Origin of the sequence: Haloplanus rubicundus (assembly GCF_003342675.1) — an archaeon.
GTDB classification, from domain to species: Archaea; Halobacteriota; Halobacteria; order Halobacteriales; family Haloferacaceae; genus Haloplanus; species Haloplanus rubicundus.
On sequence record NZ_CP031148.1, the window covers coordinates 854,000 to 872,860 of the forward strand.

An 18,861-nucleotide genomic window follows, 5' to 3' on the forward strand; every position below is an offset into this window, starting at 1 on the left:
ACAAAATAGGCCGGCGTCGTACGGATTGCTGTACCTGTGTCCCGGTGGTTCGCCGACCCGTTCCGGTGACCCACCGGTACCGACTAACAGCAACTCGTCTCAGCTCATGAGTTTCTGCCCGTGGCCCCGTTCGACGAGGAGCAGTCCGACCAGTCCGAGGATGAGGGTGGTGTACGCCAATGCGGCCAACAGGGCGTCCTGTGTGGTCGCGTACTCGCCGGTCCGGAAGATGATCGTCTTTCGCACCATCGCGATGACGCCGGTGTAGATGACTAGCCGGACGATCCGTCGCGTCTCGCTCTCTTCGGTGTACGCGATGACCGTCTCGTACACCTCGACGATGATGAGCAGGAGGAGGCCGGTGTCGATGAAGCCGATGACGACGAGCGGGTCGGTGATCCGACCGCTCTGGACTGCTCCCACGATCTGGATGATGAGGTCGACGACGCCGATGGCGAACAGGAGCGCGAACACCGCGGCGGCGACGAGTTCGGCCGCGTGGATGAACCGGTTGGTCACGTTGGCGACGCGACCCGGCGACGGTCTGTCGCGCCCCTCGGGCTCGGCTGGTGCCTCTCCGTCGTCGGTCATCCGATATCGTCTCCGTATCGGTCCCGTGCCACGTAACGACGTACGTGATCCCACAGTAAAAATCGGGGGGCGTCCAGCCGCTCGGCGTCCCACCGGAAGAGTCTCCGGACGTATTGTGGGCTGTCCGTCGGTGGACGCCCCGGAGTCGTGCGATTGGCGACCCCGGGCCCAAACGCTACTATAGCGTACGCTACTACCACCCGTCACCACGATGACCGACGACACCACGGCGAATTCGGACGACAGCCCGGAGCGACGACTGGTCAGCGGCTGGCAGGGGCGCTTTTTCGAGGATTTCGCCGTCGGCGACATCTACAAGCACCCCTACGGCCGGACGGTCACCGAGACGGACAACGTCTGGTTCACGAACCTGACGATGAACGTCAATCCGATGCACTTCAACGAGGCGTACGCCGCCGGGACGGAGTTCGGCGAGCGTCTCGTCGACGGTACGTTCGTCATCGCGCTCGCCGTCGGGATGAGCGTCGTCGATATCTCCGCGAACGCGACGGCCAACCTCGGCTACGACGACGTACGCCACCACGCGCCGGTGTTCCACGGCGACACCATCTTCGCCGAGAGCGAGGTGCTCGACAAACGCGAGAGCGACTCCCGCGACCACGTCGGCATCGTCACCACCGAACTGCGCGCGTACAACCAGGACGATGAACTCGTCCTCTCGCTGGAGCGGACGCCGATGGTGCTGAAGCGGGCGGCCGCCGAGCCGTCGGCCGCCGCGCCCACGGGGTGGCCGGCGGGCGTGGGGACCCAGCCGGCCGATCTCGACTAGGCCGTGGGGCCGTCCCGTTCGTGTGCGTCGCCGTCGCCGGTCGGCCGAAAGTATAGGTGCGTCGGGGCGTTAGAGGCACCAACTCGCCGCCGGCCAGCCGTCCTGACGCCGTCGGCTCGACTCAATCCATGACGGACGCAGGGACCCCGCAACCGGAATCCGACGACATCGAGGCGACGGACGGCCACGCCCCGCTGTCGGTGTCGGCGGCCGCGACGCTCACCGACCGCATCATCGAGAACGTCGAGGAGGTGATCGTCGGCCAACACGACGCCGTCGAGCACATCCTCGTCGCGATGCTCGCCCGCGGCCACCTCCTCCTCGAAGACGTGCCCGGCGTCGGCAAGACGGTGCTGGGCCGGGCCGTCGCCACCTCCGTCGACTGCTCGTTCAAGCGCGTCCAGTTCACGCCCGACCTCCTCCCCTCGGACGTGACGGGCGTCAACGTGTTCAACCAGAAGACCCGGGAGTTCGAGTTCCGTTCCGGCCCCCTCTTCGCGAACGTCGTCCTCGGCGACGAGATCAACCGTGCGCCGCCGAAGACCCAGGCCGCCCTGCTAGAGGCGATGGCCGAAGAGCAGGTGACCGTCGACGGCGAGACGCGTGCCCTCCCGAACCCCTTCACCGTCATCGCGACGCAGAACGACGTGGAGCCCGGCCGCACCTACGATCTGCCGATGGCGGAGATCGACCGCTTCATGAAGAAACTCCGCCTCGGCTACCCGAGCGAGGACGAGGAGACGGCGCTGCTCCAGCGGGTGGCGGGCGAACACCCCATCGACTCGCTGGAGCCGGTCGCGACTCTCGACGACCTGCGCGGCGCCCGCGCGACGGTGGCGAACGTCACGCTGAGCGAACCCGTCCGCCGATACGTCTCGCGGCTGGCGGCCCACACTCGCGAGAACGCGGCCCTCGGCGTCAGCCCGCGGGGCGCCATCGCCCTCGTCCGCGCCGGGCAGGCGCGGGCCGTCCTCGACGGCCGCGACTACGTGATTCCCGACGACGTCCAGACCGAGGCACCGAGCGTCTGGAGCCACCGCATCGACGCGGACCGCGCCGGCTCGGTCGTCGTCGAGGCCGCGCTGGGGGCGGTCCCGGTCGAGTGAGATGCGCGGGATTCGACCGACGCGACGCGGTCTCGCCGCCGTCGCCGTCGCGGCCGTCGCCGTCGCCATGAGCCACACCTTCGGGCCGCGGTCGCTCGATGCCGTCGTCTTGCCCGTCGCCGTCGCCGTCGTCGCCGCGGGCGTCCAACTCGCCGTTCTCGATTCGCCGCAGGTCCACCGCACCACGCCGCCCCCCGGCGACCCCGGATCGACGGGCACCGTCTCGCTCGCCCTGACGGCCGAGACGCCCACCACCGCCACGGTCGAGGACCGCCTCCCGCCGGGTCTCGACGGCGACGCGCGGGGGACCGTCCTCGTCGGCGGCGACCCCCTCACTTACGCGGTGACCTACCGGGACCGTGGGGTCCACGAACTTGGCCCGGCGGTCGTCCACGCGCGGGACGTCCTCGGCCTCGCGCGGCGCACCTTCGTGACCGAGGGCCGAGCGTCGGTGCTCGTCTACCCCCGCGTCTACCACCCCTCGACGCCCGTCGCCGAACGGTTGCGGGCGCTGTCGACCCCCGCCGCCGCCGCCGAACGCGGTGCCTTCGACCACCTCCGTGAGTACACTCGGAGCGACTCGCTTCGCGACGTCCACTGGAAGTCGAGCGCGAAGCGCGACGACCTCGTCGTCCAGGAGTTCGTCGACGACGGCGACGTGCCGACGGTGACGGTGGCAGCGAGCGCCGACTCGGGGCACGCCGACCGGATGGCCGAGGCGGCCGCCACCGTCGGCTACGCCCTCCTCGCCGAGGGGGCGTCCGTCGCCCTCGTCACGCCTACCGGCCGGGTGACGCTGACGCCGGGTGAGACCGACCGCCTGCTCACCCACCTCGCCCGCGTCGGCGCCGGTCACGTGACCGACCGCGACGCCGACGTCGTCGTCCACGCGGGTGTCCCGGACGAGGAGCGCTCGGCTGGCGACGCCCGGACGACGCTCCGTATCGACGGTGAGACGCTGGCGTTCGATCCCGGGCGGCGTCGGTCGCTGGGGTTGGACGGTGACGACGAGAGCGACGGTCACGCCCGCGCGGCCGACGCCACGCTGGAGGTGGTCGCGTGAGCGCCGACACCGAGCGGTCCCGCCTCTTGCCGGTCACCCTCACCGCGGAGTTCCGACTCGTCACGTTCGCCGCTCTCGCCGCCCTCACCGTCTCCTACGGTCGGGTCCTCTATCACGTGACGGACGTGGTCGGCGGCGCGCGACTCATGCTGGCGGTGCTTCTCGGATCGGCGACGCTCGCCGTCGTCGTCGGTCGGGTGCTCCGGGTGCGGACGGCGGTGTTTCTGACGCTCCTGCTCCTCGGCGGCGGCGTGACGGTCTATTTCCTCTCGGTGCCCGCGAGCCAGCGGGCGCTCATCTCACCGCCTCGACTGCTCTCCGATACGGTCGCCCTGCTCACCGGGCTGTCGGTGCTTCGGCTGACGCAGGCGAACGTCTGGGCGCTGTCGATTGCGCCCGCCCCCGTCTTCCTCTCGTGGTATCTGGCGGTCCGCCGGCGCTACGTCGGGAGCGTCGTCGTCGGCGGCGCGGCGCTCGGGTTCCTCGTTCTGACCGGCGACGCCGGGACGTACACGACGCTCGCGGGGGTCGTCGGCGCCGCCGGCGTCGTCGGCTTCGGGACGCTCGACCGCTACGGGGGAACGGGCGCGCAGGTGGACACGCTCGTCATCCTCCTCGTGGCGATGGTGGTGGTCGCGGCGACGCTCTCCATCGCGCCGACGACGCGGACGGGACCGGTCCTGCCGGACCGCACCTCGCCGACCGGCGTGGCGAGTTTCGTCGACTCCGGCGACAACGTTCGGGTCGTCGGCACCATCCGCCTCTCGCCGCAGGTGCAGTTCACGGTCCAGAGTCCCACGGAGTCGTACTGGACGACGGCGACGTACGACCGCTACACCGGCTCGGGGTGGGTGCGCTCCGGCGACACCGACCCGTACGTCGGGCGGTTACGCGGCCCACCGGGCGGCGGGCGGGCACTCGGGCAGACCGTCACCGCCGAGACGGAACTCGGGGCGATGCCGGCGGCGTGGCGTCCGGTCCGGGTCGAGGGACTCCTGGCCAACCGCATCCGCGTCACGTCCCAGGGGAGCGTCCGCCCGACGACGACCCTCGACCCCGGCGAGTCGTACACGGTGACGAGTCGCGTCGTCGACGCCCCGCCGGAGGAACTCCGGTCCGCCGGCACCGACTACCCGGAGGGGGTCGTCGAGCGGTACACGCAACTCCCCGCGTCGACGCCGGACCGGGTCGGGGCACGGGCGGCGAACGTGACGGCCGCCGCGGACGCCGAGACGCCGTACGAGAAGGCGCTCGCTATCGAGGCGCATCTGGAGTCGAGCAAGCGCTACTCGCTGACCGTCGAGCGACCCGAAGGCGACGTGGCCGATGCCTTCCTCTTCGAGATGGACGCCGGCTACTGCACCTACTTCGCGACGACGATGGTGACGATGCTCCGCGCCGAGGGCGTCCCCGCACGGTTCGTCACCGGCTACACGCCCGGCGAACGCGTCGACGGCGAGTTCGTCGTCCGCGGTCTCGACTCCCACGCGTGGGTGCAGGTGTACGTCCCCGACGAGGGCTGGGTCCGCTTCGATCCGACGCCCGCCAGTCCCCGGGAGTCCGCGGAGCGCGCCCGCCTCTCCGAGGCCCGACAGAGCGGCGAACCCGGCGTCGACACCGAGAACTCCGGGTCGTCGACGCCGACGCCGACGCCGACCGGCGGCGACGGGACGGCCGTCACCGACACGGCACAGGCGCCCACGGGGAACGTGTCGTTCGGCACCGGCGATTCGGGCGCCGTCGGCGGCACGGTCCCGCAGCGGACGACGATCGACGACGGGTACGAACTCCCGTCGACCGAGACGCTCGCGTTCTGGGGTATCGTCCTCGTCGGCGTCGGGGCCGCCGTCCGTCGCACCGGCGCCGGCGGCCGCGTGGTTCGGGCGGTGTGGCTCCGCCGGCGTGGGCCGCGACGGGACCCCGACGCCGACGCCGTGCGGGCGTTCGAGCGTCTCGTCTACCTGCTCGAACGGCAGGAGCGCCCGCGCCGCCCCGGCGAGACGCCGCGGGCGTTCGTCCGGAGCGTGACCGACGACGGCCGCGCGGCCCGCGTCCTCGCCACGTACGAACGCGCCCGGTACGGCGACGGGGTGGATCGGGTGGCCGCCGACGACGCGGCCGACGCCGTCGGCGAACTGGTTCGGGAACGGACCCTGCCGACGCGGCCGTTCGTCGGGTGAGACGGACCGTCGCCACTGTTCACCGACCGTCGCCGACGACTGCCCTGGCGACCGCCAGTACTGACCGACGACGATCCGTCCGAACCGCACCCCGCCCGGCATCCCGACACTGTTTAATAGCCCCATCCAGTAGCTTTACGCTGTAATGTCGGAAGTCTGCTCGACGTGCGGGCTCCCTGAGGAACTCTGCGTCTGCGAGGACGTGGCCAAGGAGTCTCAGGAGATCAACATCCGCATCGACGAGCGCCGTTACGGGAAGGAGGTAACGATCATCGAAGGGTTCGATCCGAAAGACGTCGACATGGACAGCCTGTCGTCGGACCTGAAGTCGAAGTTCGCCTGCGGCGGAACCGTCGAGGACGGCTCGATCGAACTCCAGGGGAACCACCTCGGCCGCGTGGAGGATTTCCTCCGCGATAAAGGGTTCAACGTCGCGTGATCTAGCCACCCGCTCGTCGAGCGATTTTTTTAGAACGGCGACTCCGGAGCCTCGCCGTCGTCTTCGGCTTCGGCTTCGAGGTCGCCACCCCACGCGTCCAGTCCGCCAGCCATGCTCTCGACGCGTGCGTCCTTCGTCCCCTCGTAGGAGCCGATGAGTCGGGCGGCTTGGACGCTCGCCTTGCCGTGCGGACAGACGGTGACGATGTGGTCGGCGTCGGCGAACTCCTCGACGCGATTCGGCAGTTCGCCGAACGGCACGTTCTCGCTGCCGGGGATGTGCCCGCGGGCGAACTCGCCCGGCGACCGGATGTCGACGATGCGTGGGCGGTCCTCGTCGTCCAGCAGCGCTTCGACCTCCTCGACCGAAATTTCGCCGTCCATACCCGTCCAAGGGGCGTCGGGTGAATAAGCGTCCGGGTCTCGCCCTTGGAGGTGGCCCGACGCCTCCGAAAGGATCGTTGGCGGCGACGCCCCGATTACGTGCCGGCCGCGGTGATGAGACGGACCGTCGGCGGCGACGAGAGTGCTCCCGCCGTCGCGTCGGTCCCCTGCGTCGACATTGGGGATTCGTGCCCTCGTATTTCCCTTTGTATTAATCTCTTTACCCGGTCCCAATCCGTAACTGAACTCCGTTCGATTGGCCGGCTTCGACGTTCAATCAGCCGTTGATCGGATTCGTTGGCGTTCGAAACCGGTCGACTGCGCCCGGACGAGTCCCGTCGGCGTCCGGACCGACGCGGCCAATCAGTCCACGAACTTCCCGGGCGCCTTCGACCAGTCCCACGCCCGGTACCGGAGCGACGGCGTCGCGTCCTCGGGGACCACCCCGTGGGTCCGGAGGAGCCGCCTGATCCCCGTCCCGCCACCGAAGTCGCCGCGGAACCACAGGCACACCCGCGGGACGCGGACGACGTCCCGGTCGGCGTCGTAGGTGACGGTGGCGTCGAGATACGTCCGGGTCGACAGGTCAAGCTGGTCGTCGACGGACGCGGGGTCGTACGCCCTGATCGCCGGACAGCTCTCGGCCCCGCAGTTCAACGCGAAATGTATTCTGGGGTCACAGGCCGGGAGCCGGTAGCGGCGCTCGAACGACGTGACGAGGAGTTTCGGGAGATAGCCCAGTCCGTACTTCGAACGGCCGCCGCGGAGCACTCCGTTCTCGATGCGGTCGAGCGAGAGCCGGGCTCCGGCGACCGTGAGCGCCGGTCGGCCGAAGAACCTGACGAACCGCAGCGGGCTCTCGTATCGCTCCGGCTGTTCGTCGAGGAGCAACTGAGTGCCCGCGTTGTAACAGTTCAGCCAGAACGCGAGGGCGGTCGCTCGATCCGTCCGCACCCGCCGCAGGTCGTCGTCGTCGAGGGCCGCGAGCGCCGCGAGATACCGCTCCGTCGGCTCCCCCCGCTTGCAGGCGAGGAGTAGCCCCCGTGCGAGTGCCGTCGGCGAGTCGTCGCCAACGTCCGTCCCCACCCCGGCCGCATCCATGGCTCCCGCTCCGCGCCGGCCGGGAAAAAGCGTTTGGCGCTTCGGCACGCGGCCCGTCCATCGGCGGTCGCGCACAGCCACGACACCCTTTTGCGTGTGGTGTGCTCACACCGAACGTGTCATCCGACGAACTCGCCACGACGACGAGTCTCTGTCCCGACTGTCTGGAGCCCGTGCCGGGACGATACGAACGGCGAGCGGAGGGGGTCTTCCTCACGCGCGAGTGCCCCGATCACGGGAGCGTCAGCCGTCAGGTCTGGGGATCGTTCGACCACTGGGAGTGGGCCGCGGAGTTCGGCCCCGACCCGGAACACGACGGCGGCGACCTGACCGTCGATCCCGACCACGCCTGCCTCGCAGTCGTCGAGGTGACCGACGACTGCAACCTCTCGTGTTCGTTCTGCTTCGCGAGTTCCGGCCCCGGCGGCGAGGGCCGGTCGACGGCCGAAATCGACGCCCTCCTCGACACCGTGGTCGAGGCGGGCGGTCGTCCCATCCAGTTCTCCGGCGGCGAGCCGACGGTCCGTGACGACCTCCCCGAACTCGTCACCCGCGCCCGGGACCGGGGCATCGACCACGTCGAGGTCAACACCAACGGGACTCGGCTGGCGACCGAGGACGGCTACGCGCGGACGCTCGCCGACGCCGGCGTGACCGCGATCTACCTCCAGTTCGACGGCCTGACCGTCGACACTTACGAGCGCATCCGCGGGGTCGACCTCGTCGACGAGAAGCGGGACGCCATCGACGCCTGCCGGGCGGCCGACCTCCCTGTGGTCCTCGTCCCGACCGTCGTCCCCGGCGTCAACGACGACGAAATGGGCGATATCGTCCGGTTCGCGCTCGACAACCGCGACGTGATCCGCTCGGTCAACTTCCAGCCGGTGGCCCACTTCGGCCGCTACGACCAGCACGAGGGGCGGTACGCCATCGACGACGCCACGCGACAGCTAGCCGAGCAGATCGAATCGCTCGACCCCCGCGACATGCTCCCCGCGCCCTGCTGTTCGGCGTACTGTCAGATCGGGACCGCGTTCGTGCCACGGGAGGCCGACGTTGGCGAGGATAGCGACGACGGCCGTGGAGCCGACGGCGACGACTTCCCCTTCGTCCCCCTCACCCAGTTCGTCGACGACCGCCTGTGGGACACCCTCTCCGGCCTGGTCGACGAGGGCGACTACATGGAACTGCTCGCCGGGACGGCGGCCGGACAGAAGTGGGCCTGCAAGACAGCCAGCTGCTGTGGCGTCGACGCGGGCGGCGTCGCCGACCTGTTCGACGAGGTGGTGGCCGTCTCCTTCACCGGCTTCATGGACGCCGACGCCGCGGACGTGAACCGCCTGAGCAACTGCTGTATCTCCGTGCCGACGACGGACGGCGACCTCGTCCCTTTCTGTGGCTACAACATGACGACGACGGACGGCGACTACGCGCTCCGGAACCGCAACGGCTGGGGCGGCCGCGAGACGGTCGACGGCGGTCGAGCCACGGAGCCGACCACGGACGGCGGGGCGTCCCGATGAAGGGCCTCCTCGACGCCGCGCTCGCCGACCCGTGGCGGACGCTCGACACCCTGCTCGACGGACCGCTCCACCCGGGCGGACGGGCGGCCACCGAGCGACTGCTCGACCGCGCCGACGTGGGCACCGACACCCGGCTGCTGGAGGTGGGCTGTGGCGCCGGCGACGCCCTCTCGCTGGCGCGGGACCGCGGCGCCGACGCCGTGGGCCTCGACCCCGATCCGGCCAGCGATGCCGCCGCGAGTCGAACGATCCGCGGCGGCGCGACGGCGCTTCCCGTCCGCGACGACGCCGTCGACGTCGTCCTCGCCGAGTGTGTCCTCTGTCTGACCGACCTGCCGGCGGCGCTCGCCGAATGCCGGCGAGTCCTCCGTCCGGGCGGGCGACTCGCCGTCTCCGACGTGGTCATCGAGGGCGACGGGCCTGCGATCCCCGACCGGGTCGCGGCGGCGCTCTGTCTCACCGGGGCGCGGAGCCGGGGCGACCTGACCGCGGCGCTCGACGAAGCGGGGTTCGCCGTCCGGGCGACCCACGACCACCACGACGAACTGGTGGCGATGCGCGACCGAGTGCAGGAACGCGTCGACTACGACGCGCTGCTCGGGTTGCTGGGCGAGCGCGGGGAGCGGATTCGAACCGCCGTCGAGGACGTCGAGGCCGCCGTGGACGACGGGCGTATCGGTTACGTCTCCGTCGTCGCCCGCGCCGAGTAGGTCGTCAGCGTCCCGTCCCGTCCCGTTCGGAACTGTATTGCGTCCGCGTCACCGAGGGGACGCATGCCCGACGCCCAGGAGTTCTCGCTGCCCAACGTCGGCCCCGGTCCCGATCCGTTCACGTTCAACGCGCTCCCCGACGACGTGGCCTTCGTCGTCCTCCTCTTCCAGCGCGATTACTACTGTACCAACTGCCGGAGCCAGGTGCAGACCGTGGCCGAGCGGATCGACGACTTCCGTGCCCGCGACGCGACGCCCGTCTCGATCCTCCCCGAACCGGTCGACCGGGCCGCGGAGTGGCAGGACCGGTACGACCTCCCCTACCCGCTCCTGGCCGATCCGGACGCCGAGGTGTCGGACGCGTACGATCAGCCCGTGCGGTTCGGCCTGCTCGGGCGGTTCAGCGACTTCCTCGGGCGGATGCCCGAGGTGGTGATCCTCGACAGACGGGCCGACCCGCCGTCGATAGCCTACGTCCACCAGGGGCGGTCGACGTTCGACCGCCCCTCGGTCGACGACCTGCTCGCGGAACTAGACGCGCTTCAGGAGGCGTGACGGTTACGATTACTTATTGCAGGGACAGCACTTCGACTCGACGCGCTCGCGCACCGTCCCCGCGATGAACCCGCTCGCACCGCCGAAGCCGGCGCCGATGCCTGCCCCGACCGGCCCGAGTGGACTGCCGATGGCCGCGCCGACGGCCGCGCCCGCCGCCGCCCCGTTTTTCGCGTGGTTTCGTTTCTTGCGTGGGAACATCGAACGGGGTTACGGTTTGGTCGACAAAAGCCTGCCCCCGCCGGCGAGTCGACTCCCGGCTCCCCGGTTGCGAGGGCCGACGAACTCGGTCGTGATACTCGCGCCCTCGAACGCTGGACGTCCCCGCGTCATCGTTCCTACGATCTGATAATCGGGCGCGGGATTTGTTCGCCTCCACCGTGACCGGGCGGATATGGACGCGATACTGGACCGCTACCGACGAGCCCTCTGGGGGACGATGGAGTATCTCGGCGTGACGGAATCGGTCGAACGGAAGTTCGTCGCTGGCGTGTTGATTCAGTTCGCCGTCGCGGTGCTGCTCGCCCTCCTGCCGTTCGCGCTGACCGGCGTGGTTCGGGCCGTCGTGACCGCGGCGCTGCTCGGCGGTGCCGCCGTGGCCCTCGGTAACTCCCTGTTGATCGCCCGTCGGGACTTCGTGACGCCGATCCGGGAGCTGGAGGCGGCGGCGACGACCATCGCCGCCGGGGAACTCGACGCCGCCGAGGTCACCGTCGCGGACCAGGCCGACGAAATCGGGAGCCTCGTCCGTGCGTTCGACGAGATGCGCGCCTCGCTGGAGACGGTGTCCGCGCAGGCGGACGCGCTCGCCGCGGGGGCGTTCGACGCCCCCGTCCTCGACGAGGCGGTGCCCGGTTCGTTCGGCGACGACCTCGACCGGATGACGGACAACCTCCGCGAGAACACCCGGGAACTGGAGGCGCTGACCGAGCGCCTCGAACGCACCGCCGACGACTACGGCGACGTGATGGCCGCCGCCGCCGAGAAGGACCTCTCGGTCCGGATGGACCCCGACGACGAGAGTCCGGCGATGGCCGCCATCGCCCGCTCGTTCAACGAGATGCTCGACGACTTGGAGGGGACGGTCGGCGAGGTGTCCGCCTTCGCCGACACCGTCTCGGAGCGTACCGTCGACGCCGCCACCGATCTGGACGCGGTGGCGCGGGCGAGCGAGGAGACGAGCGACGCCACCGCCGACATCGCCGCCGACGCCGAGACCCAGCGGGACCAGCTCCAGCGGATCGTCGCCGAGATGAGCGACCTCTCGGCCACCGTCGAGGAGATCGCGGCCTCCGCCGACAGCGTCGCCGAGGTGGCCGGCCGCACCGCCGACCGGAGTGACGAGGGCCAGCGAGCGGCCGTCGAGGCAGTCGAGAAGATGGACGCCATCGAATCGCGGGCGACCGAGACGATGGCCCAACTCCGCGAACTCGACGACCGGATGGACCGCATGGGCGACATCGTCGCCACCATCTCCGACATCGCCGAGCGGACGAACCTCCTCGCGCTCAACGCCTCCATCGAGGCGGCCCACTCCGGTGAGGGGGCCGACGGCTTCGCCGTCGTCGCCGACGAGGTAAAGAGCCTCGCGGAGGAGGCGGGGGCCGAAGCGACGGACGTCCAGGAGATCATCGAGAGCGTACAGGCCCAGACCGAGACGGCCGTCGAGGGGATGTCCCGAACGACCGAGGAGGTGTCCGACGCGGTGGAGACGGTGGAGGCCACCATCGACTCGCTCGATCAGATCGCCGAACTCGCTCACGAGACGAACGAGGGGGTCCGAGAGATCACGGACGCGACCGACCAGCAGGCCGCCTCGACCGAGGAAACCGTCGCGACCATCGAGCACATCGAGGAGACGAGTCGGGAGACGGCCGAGGCGGCCACCGACCTCGCGGACGCCGCGACGACGCAGGCCGACTCGCTGGACGCGACGGCCACGAACGTCCACGAGTTGGCCGACCAGGCCGAGACGCTCATCGACCTGCTCGACGAGTTCACGCTCGAAACGGCGCCCGAGGCGGCGGCGTCCGACACCCGGGCCGCCCGGGCCGACTGATCGGCCGACCCTCGCCACGGCCACTCGACCGGCGACGTACCGGCCGCTCATAGGGGTTCTCGTAACTGTCCAGAGAGTCTCGCCGGTCCGTCCCGGCGAGACTCGCTGCTGACTTCCGGGACTCCCTCTCAGTCGGCGACGGCGGCGAGGTTCGCAGCGAGGCCGCTGAACAGCAGAAGTACCGTCACGGCGAGGTTCGCCGTCTCGCTGCCGAACACGACCGGCACCTGCCCGATGTCCGCCGCGAAGCCGTTGAGGACGCCGCCGCCGATCAGCGTCACGCCGACCAGGGCGAGCACGATGCTGCCGATCCGGCCGAACCGCCCCGCGCCGTCGCTCGCGGACAGTTCCGCAGCCACCGCCTCCCGGACCGTCCCGCGCACGCCGTCGTTGACGTACTCCTGCAGCGTCGCCTCCGTCTCGTCGAGTTCGGCCGCCCGTTCGTCGAGTTCGCGTTCGCGCTCCGCGATGGCCGTCTCCCGGTCGTCGAGTTCGGCCTCCCGGTCCGCGATTCGGTTCTCACGGCTGTCGAGTTCGGCTTTCCGCTCGTCGAGTTCCTTGCGCTCCCGTCGGAGCTCTTTCGCCTGGTCGTCGAGTTCGGTTTCCCGCTCGTCGAGTTCGTCGGCGAAGTCGGACAGCCCCCGCTCCCGCTGATCCAGCGCCCGCCGCTCCTCCCGTAACGCCTCCTCGTCCGGGGGGTCGGTCACCTCGGCCTCGGTGAACGGGTCCTCGTCGTCGTCGTCGCTCATGGTAGGCATTCTCTCCCGCGCGGGTATATATTGGCTGGTTGTCGGGACGTGTCGATCACTCCGTTTCCTCGGGCGGCGTCTCCGCGACCGGTTCGCACTCGAAGTCGATGATCTTCCGGTGGGTCACGGTGCAGGTGTACCCGCCCCCGACGCCGCTGCCGGGAATCTTCGATAGCACCCAGTCGCGCCAGCGCCACGTACAGGACGTCCCCGGTGGGCTCGACCAGACGAGTCGTCTGCTCTCGCGCGGCGTTGGCTCGCACCCGTCCGGACAGTCTCCCGCCGCCCGCCGGAACGCCGCCAACAGAACGTTCACGTCCTCGATGGCCATCGCGTTCGCCCGCCGGTAGGCCGCGCCGCGGGTGGCGTCGGTCGCGCTGGCCGTCGACTGGCGGTCGAACTGTTGGTCGTCGGGGCAGCCGCGCCAGACGCGCGGAAAGACGTTCAACAGCGCTTCCTGGATCTCCCCTTCGGTAATTCCCATGCGTGTGCCTCCTCGTGTCCGCACCGAGCCGGATAGTAGGTCACGTGGCATCTTAGCAATGCACACGTTTCTCCGACCCGGAGAGCGTTCCCGGCCGCGCTCGCCCCCCGAGTATTATAGGTGATAGCGCGGCACCAACGGCTATGTCGCTCCCGGGGGGAGACGAAGCCGAGATGAGTGACGGACCGACGCTCTCGGTCGGCGGCAGTGACTCGCGGACCGACGACGGCCCCGTTCCGACGCCTCGGGCGCCGGGCGACGCCGACGCGTGGTACGCGCCCGGCGTGGTCGCCCAGTACGAGGTGTCGCCGGGCGTCGTGGCGACGATTCGGGACACCGAGACCGACGAGTTCGCCTACTCGATCCGTGAACCCGGGCTCGGGCCGCGGGACTGCGAGGCGATGGATCGCATCCGCGACCACTTCCAGGTCGTCAACCGTCGCCGACCGCTGACGCGGGAGGGGACGGCCGAACGCGCCGCCGCGGGCTTCGAGCCGAAGTACCGCCGGGCGCTCGACCGCCTGATCGACGCCTCGCCCGCCGCGTGGCGCCGTCTCACCTACCACGCGCTCTGTGAGCTTCGCCTGCTGGGGGCGCCGACGCCGCTCGCGCTCGACGACCGGATCGAGGTGGTCGACGTGGGCCGCGACGACGACCGGGTGGTCGTCCACACCGAGAACTACGCGCCCGCCCGCACCGACTTCGACGCCGACGCGCGCTTCGTCGACCGCGTGGCCGGCGAGCGCCTCCGACGCTACACCGTCGATTTCGCGGGTTTCGACGTCGACGTGGTGATCTATCGGGAACACCTGCTGGGGAGCGACCAGTTCTCGACGAAGTACGCCGTCCTCGAACCGGACCTGCTCCCCGGCGACGAGCAACTCATCGAGGAGTGCAAGGAGCGGGTCTGGGAGGCCAACGTCGAGGACGTGGTGGAGGACCGACACGCCTTCGTCCGCGAGCGTGCTCGGGGCTTTCTCTCCCGACGCCTCACCGCCCGCAACACCCGCGCGTGGGTCGCGGCGACGAAGTACCGCCTGCTGACCGCGCTCGCGGAGTACGGCCTCGCGGTCCCGCCGGTCGACAGCCGCTACGCCACCGACCGCCTCGACGACCTGGTCTACTACGTCCTCCGGGACTACGTGGGCCACGGCGTCCTCACGATTCCGATCCGTGACTCGCATCTGGAGGACGTGGAGGCCAACCGCGTCGACGAACGCGTGAAGGTGATCCCGCGGGCCGACGAACTCCCCGTCGGCCGCGTCCCCACGAACCTCGCGTTCGACGACGAGACGGCCTTCGTCAACGTCGTCACCCAACTCGCCGCGAGCGACGGGACGGAACTCAGCGCGAGTCGGCCGAGCGCGAAGGTGAACCTCGACCCGCCGGGCGTCGCGGAGACCATCCGCTGTGCCGTTGCCCTCCCCGTCATCTCCGAGGACGGACCCCACGTCTCCATCCGCAAGCAGGCCGCCGACGCCATGACGCCCGTCGACCTGATCGACCGCGACGCCATCTCGACGGAGCTCGTCACCCTGCTCTGGATGCTGTACGAGCGCCACGGCGTCGTCCTCTTCTCCGGGCCGACGGGGGTGGGGAAGACGACGCTCATGAACGCCCACATGCCCTTCGTCCCCTACGACGACCGCCCCGTCTCCATCGACGAGGGGAGCCGCGAAGTGCGACTCCCCCACGAGACGGGCATCTCCCTGACGACGCGGGACCACGAGAACGAGTACAAGCGCGTGACGATGGCGCGGCTGATGACCGAGACGAATTATTTGAACCCCGACGTGGAGGTCATCGCGGAGATCAACACGCCCGCCTCCTTCGAGACGTTCGGCGAGACGCTCAACACCGGCCACGGTGTCATCGGCACCACCCACGCCGAGAACGTGGAGACGCTCATCAACCGCGTCGTCGAACAGGGACTCCCGACCTACCTCCTGCGGGAGATCGACCTCGTGGTCTTCCCCCACCACGTCGACGGCGACCGGTACGTCGCGGAGGCGGTCGAACTCCTGAGCGAGTCCGAGTACGAGGCCCTCGACCCCGGCACGCTCCCCTCGGGGAGCGTCGAGAAGGGCGGTCGGACCCTCTACTGGAACGTCGTCGCCCGCCGCGACACCGACGGAGCGTTCAGCCTCGACTACGCCCACCCCCACCTCGACGACGGCCACCGCGCCCTCGGTTTCCGGCTCTTTCACCGCCTCGCCGACGCCACCGACCGCGACGTCGAGGTCGTCGAGGAGGAGTTCCACCGGAAACACCGGTACGTGCAGTATCTGGTGCAGGAGGGCGTCTCCGACTTCGACGACCTGTTCGCGTTCGTCTCGGATCTGCGCACCGACGAGGCGGCGACGGTCGAACGGGCACGAAGCGAGACGGCGGGGGACGACTGATGCTCAGTCGTCGCCCGGCGCGGCCCCACCGAACGCCCCCCGTGCCGTCGCCACAACGCCCTCGTTGTCTGCCACCCATCGCAGGAGCAGGAACGAGAACACGTACTTCGCGAACACGTCGAGGATCGAATAGCCCCACGAGGTGATCCCGACCGACCCGACGAGCGCCAGCCCCTCGACGCCGACGGCCCAGATGATCGGGTAGCCGAGCCAGAGCACGACGGTTAGCGCCCGGAGCGTATCGAAAATGTCGTCGGTGCCGGCGGCCGTCGCCGACGCCGCCCACTCGGTCAGCAGCGCGTAGAGGACGACCAGGAAGAACGTACAGCTGACGGCGTAGAATGCCCAGCGGAACAGGTACGACGAGGTAGTCAGCGCCGCGGCGAGCCCCGTCACACACATCGCGATGTCCGCGGCGATGACGGTGAGCAGGCTCCCGGCATCGACGTCGGCGACGAGGCCGAGCGCGAGGAGGATCATCGGCGTCGACAGCGTCCACGTCAGATACCGGCCCCACTGGCTCATCACTTCCTCGCCGGCGAGGGCGTGCCCCGCAGGCATCTCGACGAACCCGACCGTCAGGCCGGAGAGCAAGGCGAGGTAACTCGAGATGGAGACCAGCGGGATCATCAGCGTCGCTCCCCAGACGAGCTTCGCGCGCTCGCTCGTCACGTTCCGACCCATGTAGACGAAGAGGAGAATCGAGAGGCCGGCCAGTGCGACGTTGACCCACAGCGACGAACTGAGCAGCGGGTCGTTTTGCACCGCCGACAGGGCATCGGCCTGCGTCTGTAGCGGTACGCCGAGTCCGCGCACGAGCAGTGAACTGTGCATACCGCCGTCGTTGATTCCGAACGCACAAATATGTGCCTCAATCGATACTATTTTATTATCCTTTTCAATTCTGGGGGCGAAAAACACCATATACAGTCTATTTTATTCGCGATATCCGGCCGAACCGTCCGTTGACTCGACCGGTCGCCGGCACTCGGGTCGGTCGTGACACTCGCGGAATGGTTTTACGGAAGTACGAGGAGAAAGCCCCGCCCTTCAGGGCGGGGATGAATCCGACTACCAACCGTTCGATTGCACGGCAGGATATTCCACGCTCGAATCCATACCTTCAAGTAATTTTGACTACATAGTTTACGTATGGCGAAACAGGTCGTCACTCGCACCTACACTGCTTCCATACGGAACCAGCAACAGGTGTCTGACGACCTCGATTCGCTCGGGTTCTCAGCGTCGAAACTCTGGAACGTCGGACGGTGGGTTTGCGACCGAGTGTGGTCAGAGATTGGCCACATCCCCGGTCACAACGAACTCACCACGTACCTGAAGTCGCACGAACGCTACGATGACCTGCATTCTCAGTCAAGTCAGCGCGTCCTTCAAGAACTCGCTGAAGCGTTCACCGGCTGGTACGGCAAACGACGCAACGGAGACACGAGAGCAAACCCACCGAAGTACCGCAAACACGGCGACGACCACCCACGAAGTACGGTCACGTTCAAAGCCGCTGGGTTCAAACTCGACACCGAGTACGAGAGAGTCCGACTCTCGAAAGGCTCGAACCTGAAAGAGTATTGGTCGGACTTCATCCTCTGCGAGTATCAGACCCGGCCTGATGTTGATCTCTCCACTGTGGAGAACGTCCAACAGATTCGGGCGGTCTGGACTGGTGACGAGTGGGAACTACACTTCGTCTGCAAGGTCGAAATCGAGGTTGCTGAAGCCCCCGGTGAGAAGACCGTGGGTATTGACCTCGGTATCAACAACTTCGCCGCGCTCGCCTACGAAGACGGCCACGCCGAGTTGTATCCGCTCAACTGCCTGAAACAGGATGACTACTACTTCAGCAAGCACATTGCTCGCTGTGATGACTCTGATTCCGAGCACGCCACGCGGTTGAACCAGAAGCGATCGCGGCGGCGCACCCACTACTTCCACGCGCTTTCCAAGCACATCGTTGAACGGTGTGTGGACGAAGGGGTTGGGACGATCGTGGTGGGCGACCTTTCCGGCATCCGTGAGGACGAGGAGAACGACGAGTCGAAAAACTGGGACACGCACGGCAATCTCGACTTACACTCGTGGGCGTTCGACCGCTTCACCGACTTGCTTGAATACAAGGCCGAGATGGAAGGCATCACGGTCAAGCAGGTGTCCGAGCGTGATACGTCGAAGTCGTGTTCATACTGCGGTCGCAAGCGCAAGGCGAACCGTGTCGAACGCGGGTTGTACGTCTGTGACGAGTGTGGGACGGTTGCGAATGCAGACGTGAACGGTGCTGAGAACATTCGGCAGAAAGTATCTCCGAGTCTCGCTTGTGATGGGGGAGATAGGAGTAACGGCTGGTTGGCACAGCCATCGACGTACCTGTTCGATTCAGAGAGCGGATGCTTTGCACCGCGAGAACAGGCCACGTCGTAAACCACAATATCCCAACGGCGGTCGGGAATCCTCGCCCTTCAGGGCGGGGAGGATGTCAAGCGTCCAGTCCTCAGCGACATATGGGTGACGTGACCATGTGTCATCATCACGAGCGCACGTCTTGGTGGACCGAACGAGTCGAGGACGACGAACCGGTCGACGCCGCGGACGACGACTGGACGCCCGAGGGGTTCGAGGAGGAACGCGACGTCGAGGTGGAACTCGTCACCGACGGCGGTGACGGCGACGACGGCGACGCGTAGTTCGCGCCGAGACCACGTCCCGGCGCTCGG

General features: G+C 68.6%; 19 protein-coding genes. 12 read left to right on the forward strand and 7 right to left on the reverse strand.

The window, feature by feature from the left end:
• Positions 1-99: 99 nt before the first annotated feature.
• Positions 100-591 carry a phosphate-starvation-inducible PsiE family protein gene (locus DU484_RS05280; protein ID WP_114585126.1) on the reverse strand — a complete coding sequence of 164 codons (492 nt, stop codon included), beginning with the start codon at positions 589-591 and terminating at the stop codon, positions 100-102.
• Between the two features lie 211 nt (positions 592-802).
• Between DU484_RS05280 and DU484_RS05285 the strand changes: the two genes are divergently transcribed.
• From DU484_RS05285 to yciH, 5 genes are all read left to right on the forward strand, one after another.
• Positions 803-1,381 carry a MaoC family dehydratase gene (locus tag DU484_RS05285; protein WP_114585127.1) on the forward strand — a complete coding sequence of 193 codons (579 nt, stop codon included), beginning with the start codon at positions 803-805 and terminating at the stop codon, positions 1,379-1,381.
• Between the two features lie 128 nt (positions 1,382-1,509).
• Positions 1,510-2,487 (forward strand): AAA family ATPase, encoded by a 978-nt coding sequence (locus DU484_RS05290; RefSeq protein ID WP_114585128.1) that lies wholly within the window; start codon positions 1,510-1,512, stop codon positions 2,485-2,487.
• A 1-nt stretch (position 2,488) separates the two neighbouring features.
• Positions 2,489-3,550 carry a DUF58 domain-containing protein gene (locus DU484_RS05295; RefSeq protein WP_114585129.1) on the forward strand — a complete coding sequence of 354 codons (1,062 nt, stop codon included), beginning with the start codon at positions 2,489-2,491 and terminating at the stop codon, positions 3,548-3,550.
• The gene (locus DU484_RS05300; protein ID WP_114605292.1) at positions 3,547-5,730 is read left to right on the forward strand and encodes a transglutaminase TgpA family protein; all 2,184 of its coding nucleotides are present in this window, start codon (positions 3,547-3,549) and stop codon (positions 5,728-5,730) included. The genes DU484_RS05295 and DU484_RS05300 overlap by 4 nt, the downstream gene beginning before the upstream one ends.
• Before the next feature lie 145 nt (positions 5,731-5,875).
• A complete protein-coding gene (gene yciH / locus DU484_RS05305) occupies positions 5,876-6,169 on the forward strand; it encodes a stress response translation initiation inhibitor YciH (RefSeq protein ID WP_049935096.1) in 294 nt (97 codons plus the stop codon).
• Positions 6,170-6,198: 29 nt separating this feature from the next.
• On the opposite strand, the gene DU484_RS05310 is transcribed toward yciH, so the two are convergent.
• Complete coding sequence (locus DU484_RS05310) at positions 6,199-6,552, reverse strand: rhodanese-like domain-containing protein (protein ID WP_114585131.1); 354 nt, start codon at positions 6,550-6,552, stop codon at positions 6,199-6,201.
• A gap of 363 nt (positions 6,553-6,915) precedes the next feature.
• Positions 6,916-7,653 (reverse strand): DUF547 domain-containing protein, encoded by a 738-nt coding sequence (locus tag DU484_RS05315; protein ID WP_114605293.1) that lies wholly within the window; start codon positions 7,651-7,653, stop codon positions 6,916-6,918.
• A gap of 116 nt (positions 7,654-7,769) precedes the next feature.
• Here DU484_RS05315 and DU484_RS05320 point away from each other — a divergent pair, with 116 nt between their 5' ends.
• From DU484_RS05320 to DU484_RS05330, 3 genes are all read left to right on the forward strand, one after another.
• Positions 7,770-9,176 (forward strand): radical SAM protein, encoded by a 1,407-nt coding sequence (locus DU484_RS05320; RefSeq protein ID WP_114605294.1) that lies wholly within the window; start codon positions 7,770-7,772, stop codon positions 9,174-9,176.
• Positions 9,173-9,886 carry a class I SAM-dependent methyltransferase gene (locus tag DU484_RS05325; protein ID WP_114605295.1) on the forward strand — a complete coding sequence of 238 codons (714 nt, stop codon included), beginning with the start codon at positions 9,173-9,175 and terminating at the stop codon, positions 9,884-9,886. The genes DU484_RS05320 and DU484_RS05325 overlap by 4 nt, the downstream gene beginning before the upstream one ends.
• A gap of 63 nt (positions 9,887-9,949) precedes the next feature.
• On the forward strand, positions 9,950-10,441 hold the full coding sequence (locus DU484_RS05330; RefSeq protein WP_114605296.1) for a peroxiredoxin family protein: 492 nt from the start codon (positions 9,950-9,952) through the stop codon (positions 10,439-10,441).
• A gap of 9 nt (positions 10,442-10,450) precedes the next feature.
• Here the strand turns inward: DU484_RS05330 and DU484_RS05335 are convergent, their stop codons facing one another.
• Entirely contained in the window at positions 10,451-10,642 is a 192-nt protein-coding gene (locus DU484_RS05335; RefSeq protein WP_114605297.1) for a hypothetical protein, read from the reverse strand.
• Positions 10,643-10,835: 193 nt separating this feature from the next.
• On the opposite strand from DU484_RS05335, the gene DU484_RS05340 reads away from it, so the two are divergent.
• Positions 10,836-12,500: a methyl-accepting chemotaxis protein gene (locus DU484_RS05340; protein WP_114605298.1), complete on the forward strand. Its 1,665-nt coding sequence runs from the start codon at positions 10,836-10,838 to the stop codon at positions 12,498-12,500.
• Between the two features lie 128 nt (positions 12,501-12,628).
• Here DU484_RS05340 and DU484_RS05345 read toward each other — a convergent pair whose 3' ends face one another.
• On the reverse strand, positions 12,629-13,249 hold the full coding sequence (locus DU484_RS05345; RefSeq protein WP_114605299.1) for a coiled-coil domain-containing protein: 621 nt from the start codon (positions 13,247-13,249) through the stop codon (positions 12,629-12,631).
• Positions 13,250-13,304: 55 nt separating this feature from the next.
• Entirely contained in the window at positions 13,305-13,733 is a 429-nt protein-coding gene (locus tag DU484_RS05350) for a hypothetical protein (RefSeq protein WP_114585140.1), read from the reverse strand.
• A 173-nt stretch (positions 13,734-13,906) separates the two neighbouring features.
• Here DU484_RS05350 and DU484_RS05355 point away from each other — a divergent pair, with 173 nt between their 5' ends.
• The gene (locus tag DU484_RS05355; protein WP_114606714.1) at positions 13,907-16,135 is read left to right on the forward strand and encodes a type II/IV secretion system ATPase subunit; all 2,229 of its coding nucleotides are present in this window, start codon (positions 13,907-13,909) and stop codon (positions 16,133-16,135) included.
• A gap of 3 nt (positions 16,136-16,138) precedes the next feature.
• Here DU484_RS05355 and DU484_RS05360 read toward each other — a convergent pair whose 3' ends face one another.
• Entirely contained in the window at positions 16,139-16,969 is an 831-nt protein-coding gene (locus tag DU484_RS05360) for a bacteriorhodopsin (protein ID WP_114605300.1), read from the reverse strand.
• Between the two features lie 318 nt (positions 16,970-17,287).
• Here DU484_RS05360 and DU484_RS05365 point away from each other — a divergent pair, with 318 nt between their 5' ends.
• Together DU484_RS05365 and DU484_RS05370 are read left to right on the forward strand one after the other, a co-directional pair.
• On the forward strand, positions 17,288-18,568 hold the full coding sequence (locus tag DU484_RS05365; RefSeq protein ID WP_114605301.1) for an RNA-guided endonuclease InsQ/TnpB family protein: 1,281 nt from the start codon (positions 17,288-17,290) through the stop codon (positions 18,566-18,568).
• A gap of 80 nt (positions 18,569-18,648) precedes the next feature.
• Positions 18,649-18,831: a hypothetical protein gene (locus DU484_RS05370; protein WP_114605302.1), complete on the forward strand. Its 183-nt coding sequence runs from the start codon at positions 18,649-18,651 to the stop codon at positions 18,829-18,831.
• Positions 18,832-18,861 lie beyond the last annotated feature (30 nt).